Source organism: Aliiglaciecola sp. SL4, assembly GCF_041538045.1.
GTDB lineage: Bacteria > Pseudomonadota > Gammaproteobacteria > Enterobacterales > Alteromonadaceae > Aliiglaciecola.
Window position 1 is genome coordinate 250,588 of the sequence record NZ_JBGOSE010000007.1, and the last position, 25,394, is coordinate 275,981.

Below are 25,394 nucleotides of genomic sequence, written 5' to 3' on the forward strand. Positions count from 1 at the left end.
TGAGTTAAATAAATGCGCTAACTACTTTATACAGTCCCAAAATCGATACGAATGCGACAATTATTCCCCCCACTAAATTCGCTAAAAGCCCATTTTTATGGCGACCCATGAGGGGTTTGTCATTCAATGTCCAGATCAAGAAAATAGCGATAATGGGTAGCAATAAACCGTTTGTTGCTTGTGCAAATAAAATAGCGGCTAAGGGTTTAATGCCACTACTGGCAAAAAGTACCCCCACAAGCATTACCGAAATCCACACACATTTAAAGCGAATATCAGTTAATTCTGTTTTCCAACCTAATGCGCCAGTCACAGCATAAGCGGCGGCTAGAGGGGCTGTAATTGCACTTGTTAGCCCAGCAGCGAACAGACCAATAGCAAAAAATATATTCGCATATTCGCCTAATAGAGGTGCCAGTTGCTGGCCAATATTGGCAGCGTCTACTTGGGTTTGAGTGACGAAAAAAGTACTTGCCGCGCAGGACAATATAGATAATGTAATCAAACCGCCTAAGCTAATAGACAAACTACTGTCGATGCGATTGTTTTTTAACGCAGTATCAAGATTGTTTTCATTTGGCGCGTTCTTCGCGACAATACTGGCATGTAAGAACAAGTTATAAGGGACAACCGTCGTACCTATTAAAGCCATTATCATTAAACTACTGCCGTTAGGTAAATCAAAGGTCAAAGCACCTTGAATGACATCCAGTAAACTAGGTCCAGCTAAGACCATGGTGGCGATAAACACGGTAGACATAATTAAAACCAGAGCGATAAGGGATTTTTCAACCCACTTATACTGACCGGTAAGTAATAAGCCAGTAGCGACAGCGGCTAATAACCAGACCCAATGAGTTAATTCGCCGCCAGAGAAACCTGCTAACCCCATAGCTGCGCCAGTTAAATTACCACCTTGGTATGCGGCGTTGCCAACACCGATAGCACTGACCACTAACAAAATAGCCAGTGCCCTATTAATTCCCGAAAATTGCTGACTAATTGCTTCAGCCAATCCGTTACCCGTTACTAACCCCAAACGAGACGCCATCTCTTGCAATACAAAGGTAGCGATAACGGAAAATACCAGCGCCCATAACAAGGTAAAACCAAAATTACCTCCTGCTAAGGTAGCCGTTGTCACAGTGCCAGGACCGATAAATGCTGCGGTGACTAAAAGCGCGGGACCGAATTTTCTCATAAATATACCAAGTTGATTAAAATCCTTTCTAGATTCACTTTTATGTGTAAATTAGTCTGGGCCAATTAATAACATTTAGCTTAACTTAGCCAGGGATCGTTGTCACTTACGCACTGTCTTAAGGATGTTGTAACGTGCTTCTACGCGATTGACTTATATGGGAATTATCAAATGTAATAGGCAGGAGGTGTGTATTTTTTGCAGCCGAAAAATCTGCTCGTCTAAGGGAGTTACGATGTTGATAAAAAAGAACCTGTCCCAGAACCCTACACCACTGTAGGGTTGCCAATTTAAAGGCTTAGGGACAAAGTCATAATTAGAAGTTTAATCTTGCTCCTAAGACAACAGAGCGACCAGGTAAAGGTGCCACATCTTTGATAAACGAAGCATGAACTCGCGCTTCTTTATCTAATAAGTTATTGCCTCTAACAAACAGCACTAACTCATTGTCAGCTACATCGGTGTAATAGTTGAAAGCGGCATTAACTAACGTATAGCCTGCTGTTTCTGTTTCATAATCAGCGATATCCGTTTGTTTAGCGTTATAGGTCGCGCCTACTTCAGCATGCCAATAATCACTTTCAAAGTGTAAACCGAAACCAATTCTTGCAGGTGGAATACGAGGTAGGTTTTCACCACTAGTTAGTTCAGCTTTGGTTATATCAGCGAAGGTCTCTAAACGAATTTGGTCATTGAAATGCCAGTCTATTTCAGCTTCAAAGCCGTATATATCTGCGTCTTGTTGACGGAATAGGTAGATTGCTAACTCTTCATGTTCGTGATCGTGCTCTTCTCCTAGCTCTTCCTCACCTTCCTCTTCACTATGAATATGACCATCTTCATAAGCAAAGCCGGTGTTTTGCTGGAATAGATAGTTATCGATTTGGTTGTAGAAAATACTAAAAGTCGCTTCCACGTTTTCACCTGTAAGGTGATAGGTAAGATCCAGGTTGTTTGATACTTCTTTTTCAACAGCTTGTTGATTTTGCACTATGTGATATTCACCTTCTTCGTCATCGAGTTCAATATCAAAACCAGCGCCAAGCTCGTATGTGCCTGTGGCTATATGCAAACCGTTTGAATAAATTTCAGCGGCAGAAGGTGCTCTTTCAGAGCGGGCATAATTAAATGACAGCGTTGCGTTGTCTTGAATGCTCCAAACTACCCCTGCTGACAAACTTAGAGCTGAATAGCTTTCATCATCAAAGAAAATTTCTTCGTCATGATCATCTTCTCCATGCTCTTCTTCGTGTTCGTCTGCGAAAGATTCGAAAAAGCTATTATCCACCGAGATATCGCTTTTTTCATAGCGGAAGCCCATTTGGAACAACAGATCATCTACGTGTTTTTCTTCAAGTACAAACAGAGCGAATGAGTCACTTTCAGACGCTGGTGTAAAGGCTTCTTCTCCTAAAGCAGAGAAGTCACTGTTTGTGTAATTAAAACCTATAACACCTTCCCAGCCATTAATACTGCGATGTTTACCCCATAAACGAGATTCAACTGATTCATTACTGAAGGTTGTGCCAACAGCACCGTCTTCAATTTCACTGTGACTATAATCTGTGTAAGCACTGCGGAACTTAATTTCGCTGAAAAAACCGTCCAAATCGTGGAAATCAACTAAAAATTGGTAACGGTCTTGGTCTAATCTTGCGAAGACTTCCTCTTCATGCTCTTCTTCTTCATGTTCGTCTTCATCATGCTCATCTTCGTCATGATGGTCTTCATCGTGTTCATCTTCTTCGTGTTCATGAGAATGACCCGGAATACCATATTCGCTCTCTAATTGACCGAACGAAAACGCTACGTTAGCGTTGTCTGATGCCCAGCCTAAACCTGCGGTAAATCCGTTTGAATCAATAAATGAGTTGTCTAGTTTTCCACTGTCTTCTGTACCGTCAATCTCTGCGGAACCTGGAATCGAATAGTTTTCAGTTTCTCTATCAAAAGTGTCAAAATGCCACATAACAGTGTCATTTCCGCCATCTACATTTAGATTAAATAAATCTTCACTGGAAACTGAGTCATGCAAATAACTCACTTTGCCTTCAATTTCATCGCGTTTTTGCACCGGCAAACGATTATCAACTATATTGACAACACCACCGATGGCTCCACTACCGTATAATAAAGTTGCAGGTCCTCGTAGAACTTCTATTTGAGTTGCATTGGCTGACTCTGTTGAAACTGTGTGATCTGGGCCGACTCTGGAAGCATCTGACGCATCTAAGCTATTTTGTAAGATCTTGACTCTGGGACCGTCGAGGCCTCTAATAATAGGACTACTTGAAACCGGACCAAAATAGGTACTATGTACACCTGGTACGTTTTTTAAGGTTTCGCCTAAAGTAGGTGCAATTCTCGATTCTAAGTTTTCACCTGCAATAATTGAAACTGGGGTCGTGGATTCAAGAATTGTGGGGTTGAGTGGATTTGAAGTAATAATTAATTTTTCGATTTCCTGCTCGTCTTTTTGAATCGGTTTGGTTTGAGCGTTTACAATAGATGAAAAACCCAAAGCGATTATAGTAGCACTGGCAAGTTTAGAATAATGGTGCGAAAGCAAGACGATCCCCTTGTTGTGTATATATGTTAAAGCGATGTTATACTGTATCAATTGATATATTATAACGTTGGTAATGGCTTTTTTGTCAATGATTTTTTCAGTAAACTTCAATATTGTTCGAAGTTATTATCTTTAGTATCAATAGGAATTAGTATTGCCTTTCGCAAAACCTGAAGCTTTACAACAACTTGAAAAAATTTGTATGCAGTATCCCAAGCTATTGCATATTCCAGAGTATGTGACGGGGTTAGTCTTTGCAGTTTGTGCTGCTCCAGAAATACCCATGCCTGATGTTTGGCTTAGTTGGGCGTTCAAGCAAGGTGGTGCAGAAATTTCCCAATCAGAAGTAGATCATATTGCTGAAGTGCTTATGGGCTCATTGCAACATGAATTAGCGAACATGCGAGAGAATCACATTGATTACCCAGATAAAGGACTGCCTTTACCCGATGACTTAAATGAAAATATTGCGGTGAGCCAATGGCTGCAAGGTGTTTTAACTGGGCATAAACATTTAGAGCCAGTGTGGCAAGGGTGTTGGCAGCAAGTTGAAGAACAGAAACCAGAAAAGTTAAACGACTTTCAACGTGATCTAAAACATTGTTTATTGATGTTTAGTTCATTTGCTAATATACCCATGGCGTTAGAACAAGCCAAACGAGTGAATAATCGTAAACTACTGGAAAACCTACCTAAAATTTACGCGTCTTTACCGGCAGCATTGAAAACCTATGTGGATTTGTCGGGTCAACTTGCGAAGTTCCTGCCCGATCAATTTGAAACTTTCAGCCAGTCTAAGCCGCCATCGTCAAACTAACTATCTAGCGGGCGTTTTGCTTTTCTAACAGCCTTGGGGTGCATCAGCTTCTCTAAGTCTTGCATAGAGTTTGCAATTTTTGAGTGGATCTTTTTATCATTGGTCACGGCGTTGTATAACCAGTGGTAAACATCTTCATAATCATAAGGACTGCCGTAGCCATTGATAAATAAATCGGCAAGCTGTATTTGCGCGTTTAAGTTGCCTAGGGCTGCAGCTTCTCTTAAGTAAACAACCGCACGTTGCTTATCTTCTTGCACCAATCTGCCCATTGAATAGTATCGACCCAATTGTTCTAAGGCAGCAGCTAAACCCTGATCGGCAGCTTCTTGCATATAACTGATGCCTCGTGTTGGCTCAGCATCAACACAGACTCCCCAGGCTAACATATCTCCCCACAAGAATTGAAAAGAGGGGATTTTTAAGGTTTCTGCGCGCGCTTCAATATCTTGCACAAGTTGACATCTATCTAGTACCACACGGTCAAGATGTTCATTGCGATTTATCAATCCAATCAGTTCATCTTGACTATATAACTCAACGGCTTTGATTGGCTCAGCACTGTGCAAATTAAATGACAGTAAGGTCAACAGTGAAATAAATGGAGTAAACTTATAAAGGCGCATATCAAGGTTCCGTAGAGTCAAAAAATAACCAGCTATGATGATTGTATCGACATTTTTGCTAAATACTAAATATAAAACCTTATTTGCCAACCCTGTTGTGCAGGGTTGACCTCAATACCTAGCAGGGTGACAAAGACAACAGCCGATAAAACCGTTGTCCATGTTTTAGCGACTATCTGTTAGTTAATGCAGACTGAATGACTTGCGCATGTTCTGCCAAGTCATGGCCTAAATCCGTTAGGTAACCTCCATCTGGCTGGCTAACCACGCCTTTATCAAATAACCGTTTTGCCGCATCGACCATGGATTGTTCAGCATCGTGGTGGATCTTTAATCCTTGCATAAGGCTTTTATTGGGGAACTTTAAAATGAGGTTTAGTTCTTCGGTAAGTTCGTTATTGAAAGGCATAATTTACTCTTCTTTTAAGTTAACTAGTTTAAATTGACTATGATTTTCGTCTTACATATTTTCCATCAAACAAGGTGGTCCATATCTCACCATTATCTTGGCTGGACTGCCAATGTTGACGCACGCTCTGTTGAGCTTTATTTGTAGTAGGTGTCCAGGTAATTCTGTGCATAACTTTTACTCCTTTTGCTGATAGGCCCTGACCCTCAAGTACCATTGACTGACCGTCAAATTTACCGTTGAGAAGTAACAGTAAACCGTTATTATCTACCCAGGTTTGATGCCATTTCTGGCTTTGGGAGTCGTACATATTGATGCTTTGCCCTCGGTAACCCGCAGGGGTTTGATATTCTTCTTTTATACTGCATCCATTTAGTTGTGAGGTGATTTTATTGACACCAATAATTTTGCCTTGGGTGGAATATACGTCCCAAGTTCCCAGCCAGAAATCAAATTGCCGATGAATCGGGCCATTACATGCAGCCGAAGAGCAAAAACTCACTAGGGTTAAAATGAATAATAAGCCGAGTTTCAATTTTGGTTGCATAGCTTTTGTACAATGGTCAATCACCTGTTGTTAGATTATCCTTGAATTCAAAAAATTACAAAATTTTAACAATTTATTTTTACAACTATATTCTTACTTCTCTCGTATAAAGTGCTTCGCGGGTTTATACTAATTGGCACTAAAGAGATAGCGGTTCAACATGAAATACAAAGACTTACGAGATTTTATTGCGCAATTAGAAAGTCGCGGAGAATTAAAGCGGATTTCGCTAGAGGTTGATCCTGACTTGGAAATGACCGAGATCGCCGATCGGACGTTGCGTGCCGGAGGCCCAGCGATATTATTTGAAAACCCCAAAGGGCATAATATTCCAGTGTTGGCGAATCTTTTTGGCACACCAGAACGTGTCGCGTTAGGTATGGGCCAAGAGAGTGTTAGCGCCCTTCGCGAAGTAGGAAAGTTACTCGCTTATCTCAAAGAGCCAGAACCACCCAAAGGGTTAAGAGACCTGTGGGAAAAGTTACCGGTATTTAAGCAAGTGCTGAATATGCCCACCAAAGAAGTGCGTAAAGCCCTTTGCCAGCAGGTTGTTATTAGCGGTGATGATGTCGATTTGTCTTCACTGCCCATTCAACGCTGTTGGCCAGGTGATGTTGCGCCATTAATTACTTGGGGTTTAACCGTTACTCGAGGCCCAAATAAAAAACGCCAGAACTTAGGTATTTACCGACAACAGGTAATCGCTAAAAACAAAGTCATTATGCGTTGGTTATCCCATCGTGGCGGCGCCCTCGACTTTAGAGAATTCTGTCAGCAAAACCCAGGTGAAAACTACCCCGTTTCAGTGGCCTTAGGCGCTGATCCTGCGACCATTCTTGGAGCTGTAACCCCGGTTCCTGATAGCTTGTCAGAATATGCCTTTGCGGGTTTGTTACGTGGTGATAAAACCGAAGTGGTTAAATCCATTAGTAACGATCTTCAGGTTCCCGCTAATGCTGAAATTGTGTTGGAAGGTTACATTGCGCCCGGTGAAACCGCACCTGAAGGGCCTTACGGCGACCATACTGGCTACTATAATGAAGTAGATGAGTTTCCTGTTTTTACCATTACCCACATTACTCATCGCAAAGATCCCATATATCATTCAACTTATACCGGCAGACCACCGGATGAGCCTGCAATTTTAGGGGTAGCGTTAAACGAAGTTTTTGTGCCTATTTTACAAAAGCAATTTCCCGAAATTGTAGATTTTTACCTTCCACCAGAGGGTTGTAGCTATCGTTTAGCAATAGTAACCATGAAAAAGCAGTACCCAGGTCATGCTAAAAGAGTCATGATGGGAGTGTGGTCATTCTTACGTCAGTTCATGTACACTAAGTTTGTGATTGTCTGTGATGACGATGTGAATGCCAGAGATTGGAATGATGTCATTTGGGCAATTACTACACGAATGGATCCCTCAAGAGATACAACATTAATCGAGAGTACTCCCATTGATTATCTAGATTTTGCATCCCCTGTCTCTGGACTGGGGTCTAAAATGGGAATGGACGCCACCAACAAAATGCCCGGTGAAACTGATCGAGAGTGGGGCGAGCCGATTGAAATGGATGCCTCAGTGAAATCCTATGTAGACGAAATTTGGGATAGCTTAGGGCTGTCACCGAAAACTGAATAATTAAGAGAAGCTAGCGTTTTATGTCATCAATAAGTTGTAAAGTAGAATCAATCGAGCCCTTAACTGATGTTGTTAGTCGAGTAAAATTGACGGCCTCCAGTGCAATGTCATTCAAAGCCGGGCAATACGTAAAAGTTATTATGGGTGAAAACGACTCCCGCCCTTTCTCCATTGCCAACGCCCCAGATGGTAGCAATCAGATCGAGTTACATATTGGTGCTGGTGCTGGAAATGACTATGCTGGACAAGTATTAGAAAAAATGAAGACCCGCGGTGAAATTGACATCGCTGGTGGTCATGGTGAAGCATATTTTCGAGACGCAGATATTAAGCCTACTATTTTATTAGCCGGCGGAACTGGATTTTCTTATACCTATTCTATTCTCCAACAACGATTAAAAATTGCTGATACACAACCTGTCTTTTTATACTGGGGTACCCAAACGTTAGCAGATATGTATGAGTATGAAGCGCTCATTGAATTAGAAAAACAGCATAAACACTTTCGATTTATTCCAGTGGTCGATGCCCCTGATGAGCATTGGCAAGGTAAATCGGGGTGGGTACACCAAGCGATATTGGCGGATTTTGTCAGCTTAGAGCCATATCAAGTGTATGTTGCAGGTCGATTTGAAATGGCAGGTGTGGCTCGAGATGATTTTCAAAAACAAGGTTTATTGTTGGAAAATCTCTATGGTGATGCGTATCAGTTCATTTAAACTTTTTCTCTGATGACATATTTGTAGAGGGTTTTGGCTTTTTTGAATAAAAATTGGCCAAAATTTCAAAAAAACATAGTTTAGTAACAATCAATGTTTATAATGCGAGTATGAATATAAAAAATAAACAAAATTTAGAAAAGAACGATCCTCATTTCCTTCGCGAAAAAGACAAATATGAAAACCCTGTAGCAAGCAGAGAGTATTTGCTACAGGTGATGGTAGAACAAAAAACACCCCTAACTTTTTTAGAAATTTGCCAATTAGTTAAAGCCTCAGACGAAGATAGCCGAATAGGTGTCCAGCGACGCCTAAGAGCCATGGAGCGAGAAGGCCAAATTGTCTTCAATCGCCAGAAAAAGTATGGCGTGGCAGATAAGATGGAATTAATCAAAGGCCGTGTTATCGGTCATCGAGATGGCTTTGGATTCCTGAAACGGGATGATGGTGAAAAAGACTTATTTATCCATCAAGCTCAAATGCAAGCGTTGCTCCATGATGATGTGGTGTTAGTTAAAGAAAGTGGCACTGATAACCGTGGCCGCAGAGAAGCTAGAATCGCGAGAATTATCGAACCACGTACAGAGCCCATTGTTGGACGTTACTTTGTTGAACATGGCGTCAGCATGGTAATTCCCGATGATAGCCGTATTAATCATGAAATTATGATCCCAGCTGAGCATGTAAATGGTGCTCGGCAGGGTAATGTAGTAGTGGTTGAAGTGGTACAGCGTCCTCGTAAACGGGTAAATCCCATTGGTAAGATTTTGGAAGTCCTTGGAGAGCACATGGCGCCTGGGATGGAAATCGAAATGGCATTGCGTACTTTTGATATCCCCCATGACTGGCCTAAAGCTGTGGCTAAACAAGTGGCTAACTTAAAAGAGCAAGTGCCTGAAGAAGCCAAACAAAATCGCATGGACTTACGTCAATTACCTCTGGTAACTATTGATGGTGAAGATGCTCGTGACTTTGATGATGCTGTATTCTGTGAGCCCCTAGATGGGGGAGGCTGGCAACTCTGGGTTGCTATTGCTGATGTCAGTTATTATGTGAAAACTGGCACGGCTTTAGATGATGAAGCTCAACAACGTGGTAACTCTGTGTATTTTCCAGAACAAGTTGTACCTATGTTGCCAGAAGTTTTGAGTAACGGCCTATGTTCCTTAAATCCTGAAGTCGACCGCTTGTGTATGGTGTGTGAAATGACTATCAGTGCCCAAGGAACACTACAAGATTATCAATTTTATGAAGCGGTAATGAATTCTAAGGCACGTCTTACCTACACCAAAGTGGGAGAGATCTTGGACGGTAATCCAGAATTACATAAACGCTACGCCGAACATGTACCGCATTTGCGTAATTTGCACGATATGTATCGTGTACTGAAGAAAGCCCGTAATAAACGTGGGGCGATAGAATTCGAAACCCAAGAAAGTAAATTTGTGTTCAATGCCCAACGCAAAATCGACCACATTGTTCCCGTTGTGCGCAACGATGCTCATAAGCTAATTGAAGAATGTATGATTTTGGCGAATGTATCAGCAGCGCAATTTTTAGAGAAGAATAAAGCACCGGCATTGTACCGTATTCACGATGAACCCAATGAAGACCGTTTAACCTCTTTCACCTCGTATTTAAAAGAGGTAGGGATTGAGCATCGCATCGGCAAAGAAGCAAAACCTGAAGATTTCACCAACTTAGTTGGCAAGATACAAGGCCGCCCGGATCAAGAATTAATCCAAACCATGTTATTGCGCTCAATGAAACAAGCCGTATATGACTGTAACAACATAGGTCATTTTGGTTTAGCGTTAGAAGCATATGCTCACTTTACTTCACCCATTCGGCGCTATCCAGATTTGGTGGTTCATCGAGCCATTAAAGCGGTGTTAGACAAACAAGCTAGTCGTAAAAGTAAAACCGGTGGCAAGTCATATAGTGAAGAAGAAGTAGAAGCATTGGGCGAACAATGTTCGATGACCGAGCGACGCGCCGATGATGCAACCCGTGATGTTGCAGATTGGCTAAAATGTGAATTCATGTTGGATCATGTAGGTGATGTCTTTGAAGGGGTGATTGCATCTGTCACTGGCTTTGGCTTTTTTGTACGACTTAGTAAGTTCCACATCGATGGCTTGGTGCACATCTCATCATTAGAAAATGACTATTATCATTTTGATGAAGTGCAACAAAGTTTGGTTGGCGAGGCCATGGGTAAACGATATCGATTAGGTGATCCCCTTAAAGTTAAAGTAGCCGCAGTTAATCTGGACGAACGAAAAATTGATTTCATTCTGGATGAACCCAAAGGCCGTGGAGCTAGGAAAAACGCTGCAAAAAAGTCGACAGATAAAGCAACCACAAAAGGGCAAGCGAATAAATCGGCCACAGAAGGCGCTTCTGTAAAGGGCGCTCCTAAAAAAGGCGCTGGCAAACCGAGAGGTAAAAGCGCAGATAAATCATCGACAAAGACACCAAGGTCCAAACGTCGTTCAGCAAAGAGGAATAAGTAAGCATGGCTCAGCAAGAGTGGTTATATGGGATCCACGCATTAGAAGCAGTTATTCAGCGGGAACCCGAAAGACTCATTGAGTTGTATGTACTCAAAGGACGTGAAGATGCTCGTTTGTTTAACATCATAAATCAAGCTCGTCGGTTCGGCATCGCTGTGCAGTTTTGCCAACGCAAAGCCTTAGACGACAAGGTTAATGGTGAGCAACATCAAGGTGTTGTTGCACGGGCTAAGCCTGGTAAGCAGTACAGTGAAAACGACTTGATGTCGATTGTTGATGAAAATGATAAACCTTTTTTACTTATCCTTGATGGCGTTACCGATCCCCACAATTTAGGTGCTTGTTTACGCACTGCCGAAGCGGCAGGTGTTCACGCTTTAGTCGTACCTAAAGATAAGTCTGCAGCTTTAACTCCAACCGTTCGTAAAGTAGCAAGTGGTGCTGCAGATGTGATTCCGCTGGTACAAGTCACAAACTTAGCAAGAACCTTAAGGGAACTTCAAAAATCTGGGGTGTGGATAGTCGGTACTGCTGGAGAAGCCAAACAAAGTCTCTACGAATGCAAGTTTACAGGGCCTACTGCCCTTGTGATGGGCGCTGAAGGTAAGGGAATGCGACGATTAACCCGTGAACATTGTGATGAGCTCATTAAATTACCAATGGCCGGTACAGTTACTAGTTTAAACGTTTCAGTTGCAACCGGCGTGTGCTTGTTTGAAATTGTGCGACAAAGACTTTCATAACTATCAAATTTGGTTTATTCGTCACTACTTCAATAGTCGCGAATAAACCTCACTTTCCTCATGTATGTATTATTTGCTTCTGATTATCAACATATCCTACTAATCCTATAGCACTCCTGTACTTCAAAAATAAAACGAATAGTTTTCTATCAGCAAAAATGATTATTGATTCATCGAAAATAAGGTTCATTCAGCCGCAAGCAGTGTTCTAATAGTGTTATCTTTTTGTTAATTTAAAGATTAGGCGTATATTCTTATTAATTGATAGATCAATTTCAGTCTAATCGGAAAGAATTAGGTATCCAAATGACCATTAAAACTCCCTTAGAATCGTTTTACGAAAAAGTAAAGTCTCACCCTAATAAAATATTTTTAACTCAACCTCACAATGGTGAAGTGACAGACTACAGTTGGCAACAAGTCGATCGGGAAGTTCGTCAAGTGGCGCAGGGATTAACAAACTTAGGTTTACCTAAAGGCAGTCACATAGGTCTTATTTCAAAGAATTGTGCTGAATGGTTTATTGCCGATTTAGCCATTATGTTGGCGGGACATATTTCCGTCCCCATTTTCCCAACTGCTGGAGCAGATACTATATCTTACGTATTGGGGCATGCTAAATGTCCGGCCGTTTTTGTGGGCAAATTGGAACATGCTGCCCAGCAAATCGAGGCGATCCCCGATAATATTAAAAGTATTGCCTTTCCCCATGTGAAGGGAATGTGTGATGTTGATTGGGAGTCTTTTAAAACAGGTGGAGAGTTTGAGGGAAGCCCTGTACCCGATAAAAATGATGTGATGACAATTATTTATACCTCTGGCAGTACTGGGAATCCTAAGGGAGTGGTGCAAACTTACGAATCTGTTAGCTGGACCGCAAAATCTTCACTATCAGCACTCAGTGTTAATGACCAAGACCGAATTTTAAGTTACTTACCATTAGCCCATATAACGGAACGGATTTTAGTCGAAATGGCCAGCTTGTACTCAGGCCTACATATTTATTTCATTGAATCCTTAGATACATTTAAAACCGATATCCAACGCTGTCAACCAACGTTGTTTATCTCTGTCCCTCGTCTTTGGACACGATTCCAAATGGGCGTGTTAGGACAAATGCCACAGAAAAAACTCGACCGATTATTAAGCATTCCAATCATTAAAGGCATAGTTGCCAAGAAAATACGTAAAGGTTTAGGCTTAGATAATGCCCGTCTTTGCGCAAGTGGGTCAGCTCCTATTCCTCCAGCGACTATCCATTGGTTTAATCGCATTGGTGTAGAAATCTCGGAAGGTTGGGGTATGACCGAAAACTGTGCCTACGGTACCAGTAGTGTTCCTTTTCGCAGTGACAAAATAGGCTGTATTGGAAAGGCCTACGAGGGAGTGGATATTCGCATTGCTGACGATGGCGAAATTCAAGTAAAAGGCCCTTGTAATATGCGCGAGTACTACTTAGAAGCTGAGAAAACCGCAGAAGTATTCACCGAAGACGGTTACTTGCGTACCGGTGATAAAGGCGAGTTAGATAACGAAGGGTATATTCGTATTACGGGGCGTTTAAAAGATATTTTTAAGACAGCTAAAGGCAAATATGTAACGCCAGTACCCATCGAATCCCTCATTATGGAAAATGAAATCGTTGAGCAAGTTTGTGTAACCGGCAGTGATCTTAAACAGCCAATTGCATTGTTAATTGTTTCTGACTTAGCTAAAAAGCACAGCAAAGAAAAAGTGATTGATTCCCTAGAGCAAACAATTCATAAAGTTAATGCTAAATTAGAAAGTCACCAAGTTTTAGACAGATTAGTTGTTGTTAGTGACGATTGGACGATAGAAAATGATTTATTAACTCCCACTTTGAAAATAAAACGCCATGTTTTAGAGAAAAAATACAAAGATGTGATTAATGCACCTTACAAAGAAAAGGTGGTTTGGTTATCATAGGCGAATATTTCCTTCTCGATTAATCAGATTTGGATATAAACTACTTGCAAAATGGTGGGCAGTAATAAGCAGTATTCATTTTGAGTAGGGGTAGTCGAATTAGATAATTGCATCTTCTTTGTGTATCTAAGTCCACTGCCCATTGTTTTTTATTGGTGTTTACGGATTTTTTTAAAAGTTTATCGAAAGGTTTGAACTTTTATTTAGTGTATGAATCGTAACTTCGGTATAGAATCCCCTGCAATTAGATTTTGCGCTTGTTTTTAAGGAAAGTGTTTTAATGCGAAGTAAAGTTAGTTTTGCCCTGATGGGTGTGTTTTTGGCCTCAGGGTTAACAGCCTGCAGCAGCTCGGATGATAATGATACAGAATTCAGTTCTTCTGGTTATGTTCAATTCTACAACGGATCAGCAAATAGTGCGGTGACGACGATACGAGGCACTGAAGAAACGCAAGTGTTAGCGTCTGCGTCATACGGTGATGTTACTAGTATGATCCAAACCAATACTGGGTTTACTGAAATCGAATTTTATCGTACAGATTCAGATGACCAAGAAGTAATTTTGGAATCTCGTGAGATCGATTTACCAGACGGTCAGAAAACCTTGATAATGTTGACCGGAGATTTCGAGTCCCCCACTTTTAATGAATATCGTTTTGAACGTGAAGAATTAGACGACCATTTTCGCCTTTTCGGCATTTCAGTAGTAACTGATCAAAGCAGTTATGACGTGTATATGAGTGATTCAGGTTCACCCTTTAGTGAAGCGAACTTACTATCTACAATTAATTACGAAAGCTTAGATGAGATGGAATACTGGGCTCCTGATGACGATGACGAAAACTTTGATGAAGGTAGCTATACTATTTACTTAACTGAACCGGGTTCAACAGATGTTATCTTTGAATCTAATACAGTTTCTTTCCAGTTTGCCAGTGAATACGTATTGGTTATCCGTAGCAGTAGCGGTGCAATCCAAGACGACATTGAAATTGATTTAGTGCTTAATTCTTCTGCGGTTTCAAACCTTGATGATGTTAACGCTAGCGCTCAGTATCGTTTATATAACAGTCTTGATAATGGTACTTTAGAGTTTACCCTTGAAGGTAACGAAGATACCGCCCCTTCTGTAGTGAATGCTAACGATAAAACAGATTTTAATGAAATTGCATTCGGTGATTACCGTTTATCAGCTGAACTAACATCCGATAGTGATGTAAACTTTAATAACCGCTTAGTGACCTTAAACCAAGGTGAGAGTAAGGCGATAATTGTTTATCAAGATGCTGACGAGAATTTAACCTCACTATCTTTTGATGAAAGTAATCAACCCCAGGTTTATGATAAAGAAGTGGTTGCTGCTAACTTAGTATCTGATTTTATCGATGTTGATTTATATTTTGTACGTAAAGATGAAACCATTGAGTCTGCGGAGTACTTAATATCGAGTATCGATTTTGGTGAATCTAAATCAGTTACATTACCAAGTGATTTTTACGAACTAGTAGCTGTATTTGATGACAATGAAGATACTCAAATCTTATTGGACAGAACTGAACTACTTGGTTTAAATGAAGAAGCAAATTACATCATTACCATTGAAGAGTCTGCAGATTCTCCAACTGGCTATAAGATTTCACTTCTTTATTAATCGATAAGTTAGTATAAATTGAATCCTTAAAAATCGGCTCATAAGAGCCGATTTTTTATCTACCATAAAAATTTACCCGCCGGTTGAACTTTCCTGTAAACCAAAATTGACTGAATACTATTTATTCTATAATTATTTTCAAATTGAGCTATCACACAGCTTTATTTTCTGTTATAGTTTCGCGCCCTTTTTATAGGGGTATGTATGAATTTTCTGCAGGCAAAAATGCCAATTGGTATTGGTTTGCAAGAATTTTTGTAGCTTTAACGGCCCGTAAGGGTCTTAATTTAAACAGCGGAGCACTAACATGATCCAAATGCAAACTAACCTGGATGTTGCCGACAACTCCGGCGCTCGCAGGGTTCAGTGTATTAAGGTTCTTGGTGGCTCGCATCGCCGTTATGCACATATCGGTGACATCATCAAAGTTACTGTCAAGGAAGCAATTCCTCGTGGCAAAGTAAAAAAAGGTGACGTTCTGAATGCAGTGGTGGTGCGTACTAGGAAAGGCGTTCGTCGAGCAGATGGTTCTACTATCCGTTTTGATAATAATGCAGCTGTTTTGCTTAATGCAAACAAGCAACCTATTGGTACGCGTATCTTTGGCCCGGTCACTCGTGAGCTTCGTGGAGATTCTTTCATGAAGATCATTTCATTGGCCCCAGAGGTACTATAAGGAGTCACGATAATGGCTAGAAAAATTCGTCGTGATGATGAAGTAGTCGTATTAGCAGGCAAAGACAAAGGAAAACAAGGCAAAGTCCTTAAAGTACTAGCGTCTGAAGACAAGCTAATAATAGAAGGTGTGAATTTGGTGAAGAAACACCAGAAGCCTAATCCTCAAATGAATGTCCCTGGTGGCATCGTTGAAAAGGAAGCAGCAATTCACGTATCAAATGTAGCGGTTGTTAACCCAGCGACGGGTAAAGCAGATCGCGTTGGTTTCCGTTTCGAAGATGAGAAGAAAGTACGTTTCTTCAAATCTAACGGCGAACTAGTTTAATTAATTGGAGAGTACGATGGCGAAACTGCATGATTTCTATAAAGAAACAGTAGTGGGAGAACTTGCGAAGCAGTTCAACTACAAAAGCGTCATGCAAGTCCCTCGGATCGAAAAAATCACCTTAAACATGGGTTTAGGTGAAGCGATAGCGGACAAGAAAGTTTTGGAAAACGCGCAGGCTGATATGGCTGCGATTGCTGGACAAAAACCAATTGTAACTGTTGCTCGTAAGTCTGTAGCGGGTTTTAAAATCCGTGAAGGTTATCCGATTGGCTGTAAAGTAACCTTACGTGGTGAGCGTATGTGGGAATTCTTGGAACGTTTGATTTCAATTGCAATTCCTCGTATCCGTGACTTCCGTGGCTTGAATGCGAAATCATTCGACGGCCGTGGTAACTACAGCATGGGTGTGCGTGAGCAAATTATCTTCCCTGAGATCGACTTTGATAAAGTTGATAAAATTCGCGGTATGGATATTACTATCACTACTAGCGCAAACTCAGACGATGAAGCAAAAGCGCTTTTAACCGCTTTTAACTTCCCGTTTAGAAAATAAGGTGTAGGGTTATGGCAAAAGAATCAATGAAAGCGCGCGAAGTAAAACGCGCCAAGCTAGCAGCAAAGTACGGTACTAAACGTGCTGAGCTAAAAGCGATTATCAGCGATGTTAACGTTACTGATGAAGAACGTTGGGATGCTGTTCTTAAGCTACAACAACTTCCACGTGACTCTAGTTTATCACGCAAGCAAAACCGCTGCCGTGTAACTGGACGTCCACATGGGTTCCTACGCAAATTTGGTCTTAGCCGTATTAAGTTGCGTGAAGCAGCAATGCGCGGTGAAGTCCCTGGCCTTAAAAAAGCCAGCTGGTAAGGAGTAGCCAATATGAGCATGCAAGATCCTATCGCGGATATGTTTACCCGCATTCGTAACGGCCAATTAGCAAGCAAAGTAACAGTTGCTATGCCTTCTTCTAAACTTCGCGTTTCTATCGCGAAAGTTTTAAAAGACGAAGGTTATATCACTGACTTCGCTGTTTCTGGTGACGTTAAGCCTGTAATTGAAGTAGCACTTAAATACTTCGAAGGCAAAAAAGTAATTGAGAGCATTGAACGAGTCAGCCGTCCAGGTCTGCGCATCTACAAGAAAAAAGATGAGCTACCTAAAGTGATGGGTGGTTTGGGCATTGCTATCGTGTCTACCTCAAAAGGTGTGATGACTGACCGTGCAGCGCGTAAAGCTGGCATGGGCGGTGAGATCATCGGTTATGTAGCGTAACGGGAGATAGAATATGTCACGTATAGCAAAAGCTCCTGTCGATATCAAATCTGGTGTAGAAGTAACTATCGCTGGTCAAGATGTCACAGTTAAAGGAAAAAACGGTACTCTGAACCGTGTATTCAACGATGCAGTTGAAGTAGTACAAGAAGAAAACCAATTGAAAGCACTTCCTCGTGAAGGTTTCGCTAACAATTGGGCACAAGCTGGTACTGCTCGCTCAATCTTGAACGCAATGATTGCAGGTGTATCTGAAGGGTTCGAAAAGAAATTACAACTTAATGGTGTTGGTTACCGTGCTCAAGCACAAGGTAGCAAACTAAACCTTACGTTGGGCTTCTCTCACCCAGTAGTTTATGAAATGCCTGCTGGTATTTCGGTTGAAACACCTACCCAAACTGAAATCGTCGTAAAAGGCGCTGATAAGCAAGTGGTAGGTCAGGTTGCAGCTAATATTCGTGCTTACCGTCCACCAGAGCCTTATAAAGGTAAAGGTGTTCGTTATGCTGATGAAGTTGTGCGTCGTAAAGAAGCTAAGAAAAAGTAGGTAGGTGATACGATGGATAAGAAATCAGCTCGCTTGCGCCGCGCTACCCGCGCCCGCAAAAAAATCAGTGAACTGGCCGCGCATCGCTTGGTTATTAACCGCACACCTCGCCACATATACGCGCAATTAATTGCGCCAAGTGGGTCAGAAGTGTTAGCGGCGGCTTCTACTGTAGAATCAGAACTTCGTAATTCCCTTAAGTCTACGGGAAATTCTGAAGCAGCTGCTGCAGTAGGCAAAGCGATTGCAGAACGCGCTATAGAAAAAGGCATCAAAGAAATTGCTTTTGACCGTAGTGGTTTCAAATATCACGGTCGAGTTAAAGCATTAGCTGACGCTGCTCGTGAAGCAGGCCTTCAGTTCTAGGAGTTAATTATGGCTAAAGTAGAAGTTCAACAACAGGGTGACCTGTTAGAAAAGTTGATCGCTGTAAACCGTGTATCAAAAGTAGTTAAAGGTGGTCGTATCTTTAGCTTTACTGCTTTGACAGTAGTTGGTGACGGTAATGGTCGTGTTGGCTTTGGTTACGGTAAGGCACGTGAAGTACCTGCTGCAATCCAAAAAGCAATGGAAAAGGCGCGTCGCAATCTTGTGAACGTAGACCTTAACGGCAACACGTTACAGCATCCTATTAAAGGACGTCACTCAGGCTCCAAGGTTTACATGCAACCAGCATCAGAAGGTACTGGTATCATTGCCGGTGGTGCAATGCGTGCAGTTCTTGAAGTTGCTGGTGTACAAAACGTACTTTCAAAATGCTACGGCTCAACAAACCCAATCAACGTTGTTCGTGCAACAATCAATGCTTTAGTAGAGATGAACTCTCCTGAAGGGATTGCTGCTAAACGTGGATTGCCTGTTGACGAAATTTTGGGGTAATTGAACATGGCTAAGATGATTAAAGTAAAGCAAACTAAAAGCTCTATTGGTCGTCTACCTAAACACAGAGCTACATTGACTGGTTTAGGTTTGCGTCGCATCGGGCATGTTCGTGAGTTGGAAGACACCCCAGCCGTTCGTGGCATGATCAACCGTGTATATTACATGGTTGAAGTAGTGGAGGAGTAAGATATGAAATTAAATACTATTGCTCCTGCACCTGGAGCTAAAAATTCTGGTAAGCGCGTAGGTCGCGGTATCGGTTCAGGTCTTGGAAAAACTGGTGGCCGCGGTCACAAAGGTCAAAAGAGTCGCTCTGGCGGTTCTGTTAAGCCTGGTTTTGAAGGCGGACAAATGCCAATTCAACGCCGTCTACCTAAATTCGGTTTCACTTCTCGTGTATCTTTCGTCTCTGACCAAGTTACATTGAGTGAAATTGCTAAAGTAGAAGGTGATGAGGTTTCACTAGCAACTTTGAAAGCAGCAGGTCTTGTTAAAAAAGAAATGCTAAACGTCAAAGTAATGAAAAGTGGCGAAATCTCTCGTGCAGTTACTGTAAAAGGTTTAAAGGTATCTAAAGGCGCACTTGAAGCAATTCAAGCAGCTGGCGGTAAAGTAGAGGAATAAGCTAGATGGCAAAACCAGGACAGGACTCAAGCGCTAAAGGCGGCTTGAGCGAGCTTAAATCAAGATTGTTGTTCGTACTAGGTGCGATCATTGTATTTAGACTCGGTTCATATGTACCTATTCCTGGTATTGATGCCAATGTGTTAGCTCAATTATTTGAGCAGCAAAAGGGTACTATCGTGGAAATGTTTAATATGTTTTCAGGTGGTGCACTTGAGCGCGCATCGGTTCTTGCCCTAGGTATTATGCCATATATTTCGGCTTCAATTATTATGCAGTTGCTTACAGTTGTGCATCCGCCAATGATTGAGTTGAAAAAAGAAGGCGAAGCCGGTCGTCGTAAAATTAGTCAATACACTCGTTATTTTACGTTGGTGTTGGCTACGTTCCAAGCAATTGGTATTGCGACTAACTTACCCAACCTAATTTCAGGTTTGGTAATTGCACCTGGTTTCGGTTTTTACTTTACAGCGGTAGTCAGTTTGGTTACTGGAACCATGTTTTTGATGTGGTTAGGTGAGCAAATTACCGAAAGAGGTATCGGTAACGGTATCTCCATTTTGATCTTTACTGGTATAGTTGCCGGTCTACCTACAGCGATTGGTCAGACTGCGGAACAAGCCAGACAGGGCGACCTGAATGTACTATTGTTATTGTTGATTGGTGTAATCATTATTGCCATCACTTACTTTGTAGTGTTTGTTGAACGTGGTCAACGACGTATTGTTGTAAACTACGCGAAGAAACAGCAGGGCCGTAAGGTTTTTGCAGCACAGAGTACGCATTTACCTCTTAAGGTAAATATGGCTGGTGTTATTCCACCTATCTTCGCCTCTAGTATTATTTTGTTCCCTGGAACTATCGCAAGTTGGTTTGGTCAAAATGAGTCATTCTCTTGGTTACAGGATGTGGCTTTGATGTTGTCCCCAGGGCAACCTTTGTACGTAATGTTATACGCTGCGGCGATTATCTTTTTCTGTTTCTTCTATACTGCGCTGGTATTTAACCCTCGCGAAACGGCAGACAACTTGAAAAAGTCTGGTGCTTTTGTACCTGGTATTCGTCCTGGTGAGCAAACGTCTCGCTACATAGATAAAGTAATGACACGCCTTACTTTGGCAGGCGCACTTTACATAACCTTTATTTGTTTAGTGCCTGAGTTCATGTTAATCGCCTGGAACGTTCAGTTCTATTTTGGCGGTACATCACTACTTATTATTGTAGTGGTAATCATGGATTTCATGGCGCAGGTGCAGACTCATTTGATGTCACATCAATATGAATCTGTTCTTAAGAAAGCGAATCTTAAAGGCTACGGTCGTTAAGATAAGCGTTTACGGAGTGGTGATATGAAAGTTCGTGCATCCGTTAAAAAGATTTGCCGTAGCTGCAAAGTCGTAAAACGCAATGGCGTTGTACGTATAATTTGTAGTTCTGACCCTAAGCATAAGCAAAGGCAAGGCTAAATCGAAATGTGGTATTTGGGTGAAATCGGTCATACTACCGACTCACCCAAGCTTAATTTGCAATTTGGTCATCGGGTAAGTATCCTATCGGGCTTTTTAGGCTGATGACAATAATTTAAGAGGAGTGCTGTTAATGGCCCGTATCGCTGGCATTAACATCCCTGAACACAAGCACGCTGTGATTGCTATTCAATCAATCTATGGTGTAGGCGCGACACGTGCGAAAAGCATTTGTGAAGCTGCTGGTGTTACAGAGTCAACCAAGATTAAAGATCTTGATGAAACAACGATTGACAAGCTTCGTGACGAAGTCGCGAAATTCATGGTAGAAGGTGATCTTCGCCGTGAAGTGTCAATGAACATCAAACGTTTGATGGACCTAGGTTGCTTCCGTGGTATACGCCACCGTCGTAGCTTACCTCTACGTGGTCAGCGCACTAAAACTAATGCGCGTACCCGTAAAGGTCCTCGTAAGCCAATTAAAAAGTAAGCGAGGTTAGTTATGGCTAAAGCACCTACAAAGAGCACGCGTAAGCGCGCAAAACGTCAAGTTGCAGACGGTATGGCTCATATCCATGCGTCTTTCAACAACACAATAGTGACAATTACTGACCGTCAAGGTAACGCCTTGTCTTGGGCAACGTCAGGTGGTTCAGGTTTCCGTGGTTCACGTAAATCTACACCTTTTGCTGCACAGGTTGCTGCTGAGCGCGCAGGTATTGCTGCTCAGGATTACGGTTTGAAAAACTTAGAAGTATTCGTTAAAGGTCCAGGTCCAGGTCGTGAATCTGCAATCCGTGCTTTGAATGCAACTGGTTATAAAATCACTAATATTACCGATGTGACACCTATTCCTCACAACGGTTGTCGTCCACCGAAAAAACGTCGCGTTTAATCGACGGACAGTTGGAGAAAGATCATGGCTAGATATTTGGGTCCAAAACTCAAACTTAGTCGTCGCGAAGGAACAGATTTGTTCCTTAAAAGTGGCGTTCGAGCAATTGACTCGAAATGTAAGATAGATACTGCCCCAGGTCAGCATGGAGCCCGTCGTGGCCGTTTGTCTGATTACGGTGTGCAGTTACGTGAAAAGCAAAAAGTACGTCGTATGTATGGCGTATTGGAAAAGCAGTTCCGTAACTACTATAAAGAAGCAGCGCGTTTAAAAGGCAACACAGGTGAAAACTTGCTTCAGCTTTTAGAACAGCGTCTTGACAATGTTGTTTACCGTATGGGTTTTGCTAGTACACGTGCTGAAGCTCGTCAGCTAGTAAGTCATAAAGCTATTATGGTTAACGGTAAGGTTGTTAATATACCTTCTTTTAACGTTTCTGCTGAAGACGTTGTTTCCGTTCGTGAAAAATCTAAAAAGCAAGCACGTATTGTTGCTGCATTAGAATTGGCGGACCAACGTGAGAAACCAACTTGGATTGAAGTAGACAGCAAAAAGATGGAAGGCGTTTTCAAACGTATTCCTGAAAGAACTGATTTGTCTGCTGAAATTAACGAACAGTTGATCGTCGAACTTTACTCTAAGTAAAGCATAATCAAGAGAGGAAACAATGCCGGGTTCTGTAACTGAATTCCTAAAACCAAGGTTAGTGGAAATAGAAAACTTATCACCAACACGCGCTAAAGTGACACTTGAGCCATTAGAGCGTGGTTTTGGTCATACTCTTGGTAACGCGCTACGTCGCATCCTTTTGTCATCGATGCCTGGTTGCGCCGTGACAGAAGTAGAGATCGATGGTGTATTACATGAGTACAGCACTAAAGAGGGTGTTCAAGAAGATGTCATCGAAATTTTGCTTAACCTTAAAGGTTTAGCTGTTAAAATCGAAGGCAAAACTGAAGCTACTCTTACTTTAGTCAAGTCTGGTGCAGGCCCTGTTACTGCTGGTGATATTCAGCATGATGGAGATGTAGAGATTTTTAATCCTGACCACGTTATTTGTACGTTAACTGGCGATGCCGAGTTAAACATGCGTATCAAAGTCGAAATGGGTCGTGGATATGTTCCTGCGTCAACTCGCCGTTCCTCTGAAGAAGATGATCGACCTATCGGTCGTTTGTTAGTTGATGCTTCATACAGTCCTGTAGAGCGTATAGCTTACAATGTTGAATCTGCCCGTGTTGAACAACGCACAGATTTAGACAAATTAATCATCGATATGGAAACCAATGGAACTTTGGATCCGGAAGAAGCGATTCGTCGTTCAGCTACTATATTAGCTGAGCAATTAGATGCATTCGTTGAACTTCGTGATATCTCAGAGCCTGTTGCTAAAGAAGAGAAGCCGGAATTCGATCCGATTCTTCTTCGTCCAGTCGATGATTTAGAGCTTACTGTACGTTCAGCTAACTGTTTGAAAGCTGAAGCTATCCAGTACATTGGTGACCTGGTGCAACGCACTGAAGTTGAGTTGTTAAAAACGCCTAACTTAGGTAAGAAATCTCTTACTGAGATTAAAGACGTGTTGGCATCTCGTGGTCTTTCTTTGGGAATGCGCCTAGAAAATTGGCCCCCAGAGAGTATCGCAGAAAAAGATTAATCAGGTCGCAAGATAAACTGATTTGTAAAGAAGGATAGAGCTATGCGCCATCGTAACAGTGGTCGTCAGTTAAATCGTAACAGCAGTCATCGTCAAGCAATGTTTAAAAACATGGCTGGCTCATTGGTTAAGCACGAAGTGATCAAAACTACGTTGCCTAAAGCCAAAGAACTGCGTCGCGTAATCGAGCCTCTTATCACGCTTGCTAAGCAAGACAGTGTAGCTAATCGTCGTTTGGCGATGGCACGTACTGGTGATAAAGAAGTTGTTGGTAAATTATTCAGTGAACTTGGTCCGCGCTATGAAGCTCGCCCAGGCGGATACCTTCGCATTTTAAAATGTGGTTTCCGTGCAGGTGACAACGCGCCAATGGCTTTCGTTGAACTAGTTGACCGTCCAGTTATTGAAGAAGCTGAAGAAGCGGAAGTAGTAACTGAGGAGTAATTACTCCAACCCAATTAAAAAAGCCGAGCTATTGCTCGGCTTTTTTGTATCTATAACTTTTCAAATACTACTTTAGTAAAGGTTCGTTTATTGATTTTTGATAAAGGTGAGTTGTTCTTCATGAGCGCCGGCGTTTTTGGCGTACTTTAAAAGTTCTTCTGGGGTAACTCCGGCATTAATTGCGGTTTGTAAGATTCTGCGCACACTTTCTTGTTCTTTTGATGACTCACGTAATGCTGTAGTAACTACCTGTTCCGCTTCATCAGGGAAGGAGGCTAAAAGTGCATCCACGACATATTCACCAACAAAGGGCATGGCTGAAACAGCTGTCTTGATAATCTCGACCATTTCGTTTGGATGAGAACGAGATAACGTCTGTACTATATTATCTGCAGAGTCAGGTTCTGTTTCTACCGCTATTCTAACTATCTCGTCCATATCTTCAGGCGTTGAGAACGCAGCTGCCCGCACTATAAAGTCAACGTAACTTGGTTCAGCATTAATTGCAGTCTCAACTATACTAGAACAACTGCTTATACCTTTTTCTATAGCAAGGGAAACGACCTCGCCAGTTAAGGCTGGCTCAGCTGAAATGGCTGCATGGATAATTTCTTTATACTTTTCTGGATATAAATCGAGTGCGGTACTAACTACACCTAATGCTTCTCTAGGGTAATTACCGACAATGCTTTTGATTGCACGGCCAATGGACATTGACTGATCAACCTGCTTTTTGACAAAGTCTGCGGTCAAGCGACTATTATCCTCACTCACTGTATTTATTGGTATTGCAAATGCGTGAGTTGTAAAAACGCCCAGTGCTAACACTATTGGGGTAATATTTTTCATAATAAACACCTACTTAGACCTAGTAATCCAACTTAAGACAACAAAAACCCTTAAGAGTTTAAAAGTATCAACAATTTGTTAAAAAATAATACTTCAATCCTCATTTGTTCGATAAATAAACGGATTTGAATATTATTACATTAATTTTAGTTTTATTTAGAAATTAGGCTTGACCTAAGGTAATAAATCACTACAATGCGCTCAGCTTTTGCAGCACACCATTAGTTTGGTTTAACAAGCTTAAGGCAAGCTGAAGAAGCCGAAAAAAAGATTAAATAATTTACGAATTAAATTATTGACATCAAATACCGGAAGTGTAGAATACGCCTCCCGCTTGAGAGAGACCTAACGGACTCACTCAGCAA

Annotated in this window: 30 protein-coding genes; 24 read left to right on the plus strand and 6 right to left on the minus strand. The window is 41.7% G+C overall.

The features are described 5' to 3' along the window. Positions 1-4 precede the first annotated feature (4 nt). Both AB6T38_RS12585 and AB6T38_RS12590 read right to left on the minus strand, forming a co-directional pair. The gene (locus tag AB6T38_RS12585; protein WP_372547652.1) at positions 5-1,201 is read right to left on the minus strand and encodes an Nramp family divalent metal transporter; all 1,197 of its coding nucleotides are present in this window, start codon (positions 1,199-1,201) and stop codon (positions 5-7) included. 316 nt (positions 1,202-1,517) lie between these two features. Further along, positions 1,518-3,770, minus strand: coding sequence for a TonB-dependent receptor (locus AB6T38_RS12590; RefSeq protein WP_372547653.1), 2,253 nt, complete (start codon positions 3,768-3,770; stop codon positions 1,518-1,520). 154 nt (positions 3,771-3,924) lie between these two features. On the opposite strand from AB6T38_RS12590, the gene AB6T38_RS12595 reads away from it, so the two are divergent. Beyond that, complete coding sequence (locus AB6T38_RS12595) at positions 3,925-4,587, plus strand: UPF0149 family protein (RefSeq protein WP_372547654.1); 663 nt, start codon at positions 3,925-3,927, stop codon at positions 4,585-4,587. Here the strand turns inward: AB6T38_RS12595 and AB6T38_RS12600 are convergent. The 3 genes from AB6T38_RS12600 to AB6T38_RS12610 all read right to left on the minus strand — a co-directional run bounded on the left by AB6T38_RS12600 (position 4,584) and on the right by AB6T38_RS12610 (position 6,169). Continuing rightward, positions 4,584-5,213, minus strand: coding sequence for a tetratricopeptide repeat protein (locus tag AB6T38_RS12600; RefSeq protein WP_372547655.1), 630 nt, complete (start codon positions 5,211-5,213; stop codon positions 4,584-4,586). The two genes, AB6T38_RS12595 and AB6T38_RS12600, sit on opposite strands and share 4 nt — an antisense overlap. A gap of 172 nt (positions 5,214-5,385) precedes the next feature. Beyond that, positions 5,386-5,622 carry a TIGR02647 family protein gene (locus AB6T38_RS12605; protein WP_372547656.1) on the minus strand — a complete coding sequence of 79 codons (237 nt, stop codon included), beginning with the start codon at positions 5,620-5,622 and terminating at the stop codon, positions 5,386-5,388. 37 nt (positions 5,623-5,659) lie between these two features. Continuing rightward, complete coding sequence (locus AB6T38_RS12610) at positions 5,660-6,169, minus strand: hypothetical protein (protein ID WP_372547657.1); 510 nt, start codon at positions 6,167-6,169, stop codon at positions 5,660-5,662. Positions 6,170-6,329: 160 nt separating this feature from the next. On the opposite strand from AB6T38_RS12610, the gene ubiD reads away from it, so the two are divergent. From ubiD to rplQ, 23 genes are all read left to right on the plus strand, one after another. Next, a complete protein-coding gene (ubiD, locus tag AB6T38_RS12615) occupies positions 6,330-7,808 on the plus strand; it encodes a 4-hydroxy-3-polyprenylbenzoate decarboxylase (protein WP_372547658.1) in 1,479 nt (492 codons plus the stop codon). A 20-nt stretch (positions 7,809-7,828) separates the two neighbouring features. After that, positions 7,829-8,527 carry an NAD(P)H-flavin reductase gene (gene fre, locus AB6T38_RS12620; protein ID WP_372547659.1) on the plus strand — a complete coding sequence of 233 codons (699 nt, stop codon included), beginning with the start codon at positions 7,829-7,831 and terminating at the stop codon, positions 8,525-8,527. 110 nt (positions 8,528-8,637) lie between these two features. Next, positions 8,638-11,043, plus strand: coding sequence for a ribonuclease R (gene rnr / locus AB6T38_RS12625; RefSeq protein WP_372547660.1), 2,406 nt, complete (start codon positions 8,638-8,640; stop codon positions 11,041-11,043). A 2-nt stretch (positions 11,044-11,045) separates the two neighbouring features. Then, complete coding sequence (gene rlmB, locus AB6T38_RS12630; RefSeq protein ID WP_372547661.1) at positions 11,046-11,786, plus strand: 23S rRNA (guanosine(2251)-2'-O)-methyltransferase RlmB; 741 nt, start codon at positions 11,046-11,048, stop codon at positions 11,784-11,786. A 306-nt stretch (positions 11,787-12,092) separates the two neighbouring features. Continuing rightward, positions 12,093-13,733: an AMP-binding protein gene (locus AB6T38_RS12635; protein ID WP_372547662.1), complete on the plus strand. Its 1,641-nt coding sequence runs from the start codon at positions 12,093-12,095 to the stop codon at positions 13,731-13,733. 280 nt (positions 13,734-14,013) lie between these two features. Then, on the plus strand, positions 14,014-15,384 hold the full coding sequence (locus AB6T38_RS12640) for a DUF4397 domain-containing protein (RefSeq protein WP_372547663.1): 1,371 nt from the start codon (positions 14,014-14,016) through the stop codon (positions 15,382-15,384). Between the two features lie 307 nt (positions 15,385-15,691). Beyond that, positions 15,692-16,060 carry a 50S ribosomal protein L14 gene (rplN, locus tag AB6T38_RS12645; RefSeq protein WP_008846203.1) on the plus strand — a complete coding sequence of 123 codons (369 nt, stop codon included), beginning with the start codon at positions 15,692-15,694 and terminating at the stop codon, positions 16,058-16,060. Between the two features lie 12 nt (positions 16,061-16,072). Beyond that, positions 16,073-16,387 carry a 50S ribosomal protein L24 gene (rplX, locus tag AB6T38_RS12650; RefSeq protein ID WP_348491659.1) on the plus strand — a complete coding sequence of 105 codons (315 nt, stop codon included), beginning with the start codon at positions 16,073-16,075 and terminating at the stop codon, positions 16,385-16,387. A gap of 16 nt (positions 16,388-16,403) precedes the next feature. Then, entirely contained in the window at positions 16,404-16,943 is a 540-nt protein-coding gene (gene rplE, locus AB6T38_RS12655; protein WP_216049649.1) for a 50S ribosomal protein L5, read from the plus strand. 11 nt (positions 16,944-16,954) lie between these two features. Continuing rightward, entirely contained in the window at positions 16,955-17,260 is a 306-nt protein-coding gene (rpsN, locus tag AB6T38_RS12660) for a 30S ribosomal protein S14 (protein WP_216049650.1), read from the plus strand. Between the two features lie 12 nt (positions 17,261-17,272). Further along, on the plus strand, positions 17,273-17,665 hold the full coding sequence (rpsH, locus tag AB6T38_RS12665; protein ID WP_303474477.1) for a 30S ribosomal protein S8: 393 nt from the start codon (positions 17,273-17,275) through the stop codon (positions 17,663-17,665). A gap of 13 nt (positions 17,666-17,678) precedes the next feature. After that, on the plus strand, positions 17,679-18,212 hold the full coding sequence (gene rplF / locus AB6T38_RS12670) for a 50S ribosomal protein L6 (RefSeq protein ID WP_372547664.1): 534 nt from the start codon (positions 17,679-17,681) through the stop codon (positions 18,210-18,212). A 12-nt stretch (positions 18,213-18,224) separates the two neighbouring features. Continuing rightward, positions 18,225-18,578, plus strand: a complete 354-nt coding sequence (rplR, locus tag AB6T38_RS12675; protein ID WP_303474475.1) for a 50S ribosomal protein L18 — start codon at positions 18,225-18,227, stop codon at positions 18,576-18,578. 9 nt (positions 18,579-18,587) lie between these two features. Then, positions 18,588-19,091: a 30S ribosomal protein S5 gene (rpsE, locus tag AB6T38_RS12680; RefSeq protein WP_216049654.1), complete on the plus strand. Its 504-nt coding sequence runs from the start codon at positions 18,588-18,590 to the stop codon at positions 19,089-19,091. 6 nt (positions 19,092-19,097) lie between these two features. Then, entirely contained in the window at positions 19,098-19,280 is a 183-nt protein-coding gene (gene rpmD, locus AB6T38_RS12685) for a 50S ribosomal protein L30 (RefSeq protein WP_008846195.1), read from the plus strand. A 3-nt stretch (positions 19,281-19,283) separates the two neighbouring features. Continuing rightward, positions 19,284-19,718 carry a 50S ribosomal protein L15 gene (gene rplO / locus AB6T38_RS12690; RefSeq protein WP_348491661.1) on the plus strand — a complete coding sequence of 145 codons (435 nt, stop codon included), beginning with the start codon at positions 19,284-19,286 and terminating at the stop codon, positions 19,716-19,718. Between the two features lie 5 nt (positions 19,719-19,723). After that, positions 19,724-21,043 carry a preprotein translocase subunit SecY gene (gene secY / locus AB6T38_RS12695; RefSeq protein ID WP_348491662.1) on the plus strand — a complete coding sequence of 440 codons (1,320 nt, stop codon included), beginning with the start codon at positions 19,724-19,726 and terminating at the stop codon, positions 21,041-21,043. Between the two features lie 24 nt (positions 21,044-21,067). Then, positions 21,068-21,184 carry a 50S ribosomal protein L36 gene (rpmJ, locus tag AB6T38_RS12700; protein ID WP_216049658.1) on the plus strand — a complete coding sequence of 39 codons (117 nt, stop codon included), beginning with the start codon at positions 21,068-21,070 and terminating at the stop codon, positions 21,182-21,184. A 133-nt stretch (positions 21,185-21,317) separates the two neighbouring features. Beyond that, on the plus strand, positions 21,318-21,674 hold the full coding sequence (rpsM, locus tag AB6T38_RS12705) for a 30S ribosomal protein S13 (protein WP_008846192.1): 357 nt from the start codon (positions 21,318-21,320) through the stop codon (positions 21,672-21,674). Positions 21,675-21,686: 12 nt separating this feature from the next. Beyond that, complete coding sequence (gene rpsK, locus AB6T38_RS12710; protein WP_216049659.1) at positions 21,687-22,079, plus strand: 30S ribosomal protein S11; 393 nt, start codon at positions 21,687-21,689, stop codon at positions 22,077-22,079. Between the two features lie 24 nt (positions 22,080-22,103). Continuing rightward, positions 22,104-22,724 carry a 30S ribosomal protein S4 gene (gene rpsD / locus AB6T38_RS12715; protein WP_303474472.1) on the plus strand — a complete coding sequence of 207 codons (621 nt, stop codon included), beginning with the start codon at positions 22,104-22,106 and terminating at the stop codon, positions 22,722-22,724. A gap of 22 nt (positions 22,725-22,746) precedes the next feature. Continuing rightward, positions 22,747-23,736 carry a DNA-directed RNA polymerase subunit alpha gene (gene rpoA, locus AB6T38_RS12720; protein ID WP_303474471.1) on the plus strand — a complete coding sequence of 330 codons (990 nt, stop codon included), beginning with the start codon at positions 22,747-22,749 and terminating at the stop codon, positions 23,734-23,736. 42 nt (positions 23,737-23,778) lie between these two features. Beyond that, positions 23,779-24,180 (plus strand): 50S ribosomal protein L17, encoded by a 402-nt coding sequence (rplQ, locus tag AB6T38_RS12725; RefSeq protein ID WP_348491663.1) that lies wholly within the window; start codon positions 23,779-23,781, stop codon positions 24,178-24,180. An 87-nt stretch (positions 24,181-24,267) separates the two neighbouring features. On the opposite strand, the gene AB6T38_RS12730 is transcribed toward rplQ, so the two are convergent. Continuing rightward, positions 24,268-25,029: a hypothetical protein gene (locus AB6T38_RS12730; protein ID WP_372547665.1), complete on the minus strand. Its 762-nt coding sequence runs from the start codon at positions 25,027-25,029 to the stop codon at positions 24,268-24,270. Between the last annotated feature and the right edge of the window lie 365 nt (positions 25,030-25,394).

What these genes read in the sequence shown, in the direction of transcription:
- AB6T38_RS12585 (WP_372547652.1), bottom strand. Translation starts at nt 1,201, where the DNA reads ATGAGAAAATTCGGTCCCGCGCTTTTAGTCACCGCAGCATTTATCGGT.
- AB6T38_RS12600 (WP_372547655.1), bottom strand. Translation starts at nt 5,213, where the DNA reads ATGCGCCTTTATAAGTTTACTCCATTTATTTCACTGTTGACCTTACTG.
- AB6T38_RS12605 (WP_372547656.1), bottom strand. Translation starts at nt 5,622, where the DNA reads ATGCCTTTCAATAACGAACTTACCGAAGAACTAAACCTCATTTTAAAG.
- AB6T38_RS12610 (WP_372547657.1), bottom strand. Translation starts at nt 6,169, where the DNA reads ATGCAACCAAAATTGAAACTCGGCTTATTATTCATTTTAACCCTAGTG.
- ubiD (WP_372547658.1), top strand. Translation starts at nt 6,330, where the DNA reads ATGAAATACAAAGACTTACGAGATTTTATTGCGCAATTAGAAAGTCGC.
- fre (WP_372547659.1), top strand. Translation starts at nt 7,829, where the DNA reads ATGTCATCAATAAGTTGTAAAGTAGAATCAATCGAGCCCTTAACTGAT.
- rnr (WP_372547660.1), top strand. Translation starts at nt 8,638, where the DNA reads ATGAATATAAAAAATAAACAAAATTTAGAAAAGAACGATCCTCATTTC.
- rlmB (WP_372547661.1), top strand. Translation starts at nt 11,046, where the DNA reads ATGGCTCAGCAAGAGTGGTTATATGGGATCCACGCATTAGAAGCAGTT.
- AB6T38_RS12635 (WP_372547662.1), top strand. Translation starts at nt 12,093, where the DNA reads ATGACCATTAAAACTCCCTTAGAATCGTTTTACGAAAAAGTAAAGTCT.
- AB6T38_RS12640 (WP_372547663.1), top strand. Translation starts at nt 14,014, where the DNA reads ATGCGAAGTAAAGTTAGTTTTGCCCTGATGGGTGTGTTTTTGGCCTCA.
- rplN (WP_008846203.1), top strand. Translation starts at nt 15,692, where the DNA reads ATGATCCAAATGCAAACTAACCTGGATGTTGCCGACAACTCCGGCGCT.
- rplX (WP_348491659.1), top strand. Translation starts at nt 16,073, where the DNA reads ATGGCTAGAAAAATTCGTCGTGATGATGAAGTAGTCGTATTAGCAGGC.
- rplE (WP_216049649.1), top strand. Translation starts at nt 16,404, where the DNA reads ATGGCGAAACTGCATGATTTCTATAAAGAAACAGTAGTGGGAGAACTT.
- rpsN (WP_216049650.1), top strand. Translation starts at nt 16,955, where the DNA reads ATGGCAAAAGAATCAATGAAAGCGCGCGAAGTAAAACGCGCCAAGCTA.
- rpsH (WP_303474477.1), top strand. Translation starts at nt 17,273, where the DNA reads ATGAGCATGCAAGATCCTATCGCGGATATGTTTACCCGCATTCGTAAC.
- rplF (WP_372547664.1), top strand. Translation starts at nt 17,679, where the DNA reads ATGTCACGTATAGCAAAAGCTCCTGTCGATATCAAATCTGGTGTAGAA.
- rplR (WP_303474475.1), top strand. Translation starts at nt 18,225, where the DNA reads ATGGATAAGAAATCAGCTCGCTTGCGCCGCGCTACCCGCGCCCGCAAA.
- rpsE (WP_216049654.1), top strand. Translation starts at nt 18,588, where the DNA reads ATGGCTAAAGTAGAAGTTCAACAACAGGGTGACCTGTTAGAAAAGTTG.
- rpmD (WP_008846195.1), top strand. Translation starts at nt 19,098, where the DNA reads ATGGCTAAGATGATTAAAGTAAAGCAAACTAAAAGCTCTATTGGTCGT.
- rplO (WP_348491661.1), top strand. Translation starts at nt 19,284, where the DNA reads ATGAAATTAAATACTATTGCTCCTGCACCTGGAGCTAAAAATTCTGGT.
- secY (WP_348491662.1), top strand. Translation starts at nt 19,724, where the DNA reads ATGGCAAAACCAGGACAGGACTCAAGCGCTAAAGGCGGCTTGAGCGAG.
- rpmJ (WP_216049658.1), top strand. Translation starts at nt 21,068, where the DNA reads ATGAAAGTTCGTGCATCCGTTAAAAAGATTTGCCGTAGCTGCAAAGTC.
- rpsM (WP_008846192.1), top strand. Translation starts at nt 21,318, where the DNA reads ATGGCCCGTATCGCTGGCATTAACATCCCTGAACACAAGCACGCTGTG.
- rpsK (WP_216049659.1), top strand. Translation starts at nt 21,687, where the DNA reads ATGGCTAAAGCACCTACAAAGAGCACGCGTAAGCGCGCAAAACGTCAA.
- rpsD (WP_303474472.1), top strand. Translation starts at nt 22,104, where the DNA reads ATGGCTAGATATTTGGGTCCAAAACTCAAACTTAGTCGTCGCGAAGGA.
- rpoA (WP_303474471.1), top strand. Translation starts at nt 22,747, where the DNA reads ATGCCGGGTTCTGTAACTGAATTCCTAAAACCAAGGTTAGTGGAAATA.
- rplQ (WP_348491663.1), top strand. Translation starts at nt 23,779, where the DNA reads ATGCGCCATCGTAACAGTGGTCGTCAGTTAAATCGTAACAGCAGTCAT.
- AB6T38_RS12730 (WP_372547665.1), bottom strand. Translation starts at nt 25,029, where the DNA reads ATGAAAAATATTACCCCAATAGTGTTAGCACTGGGCGTTTTTACAACT.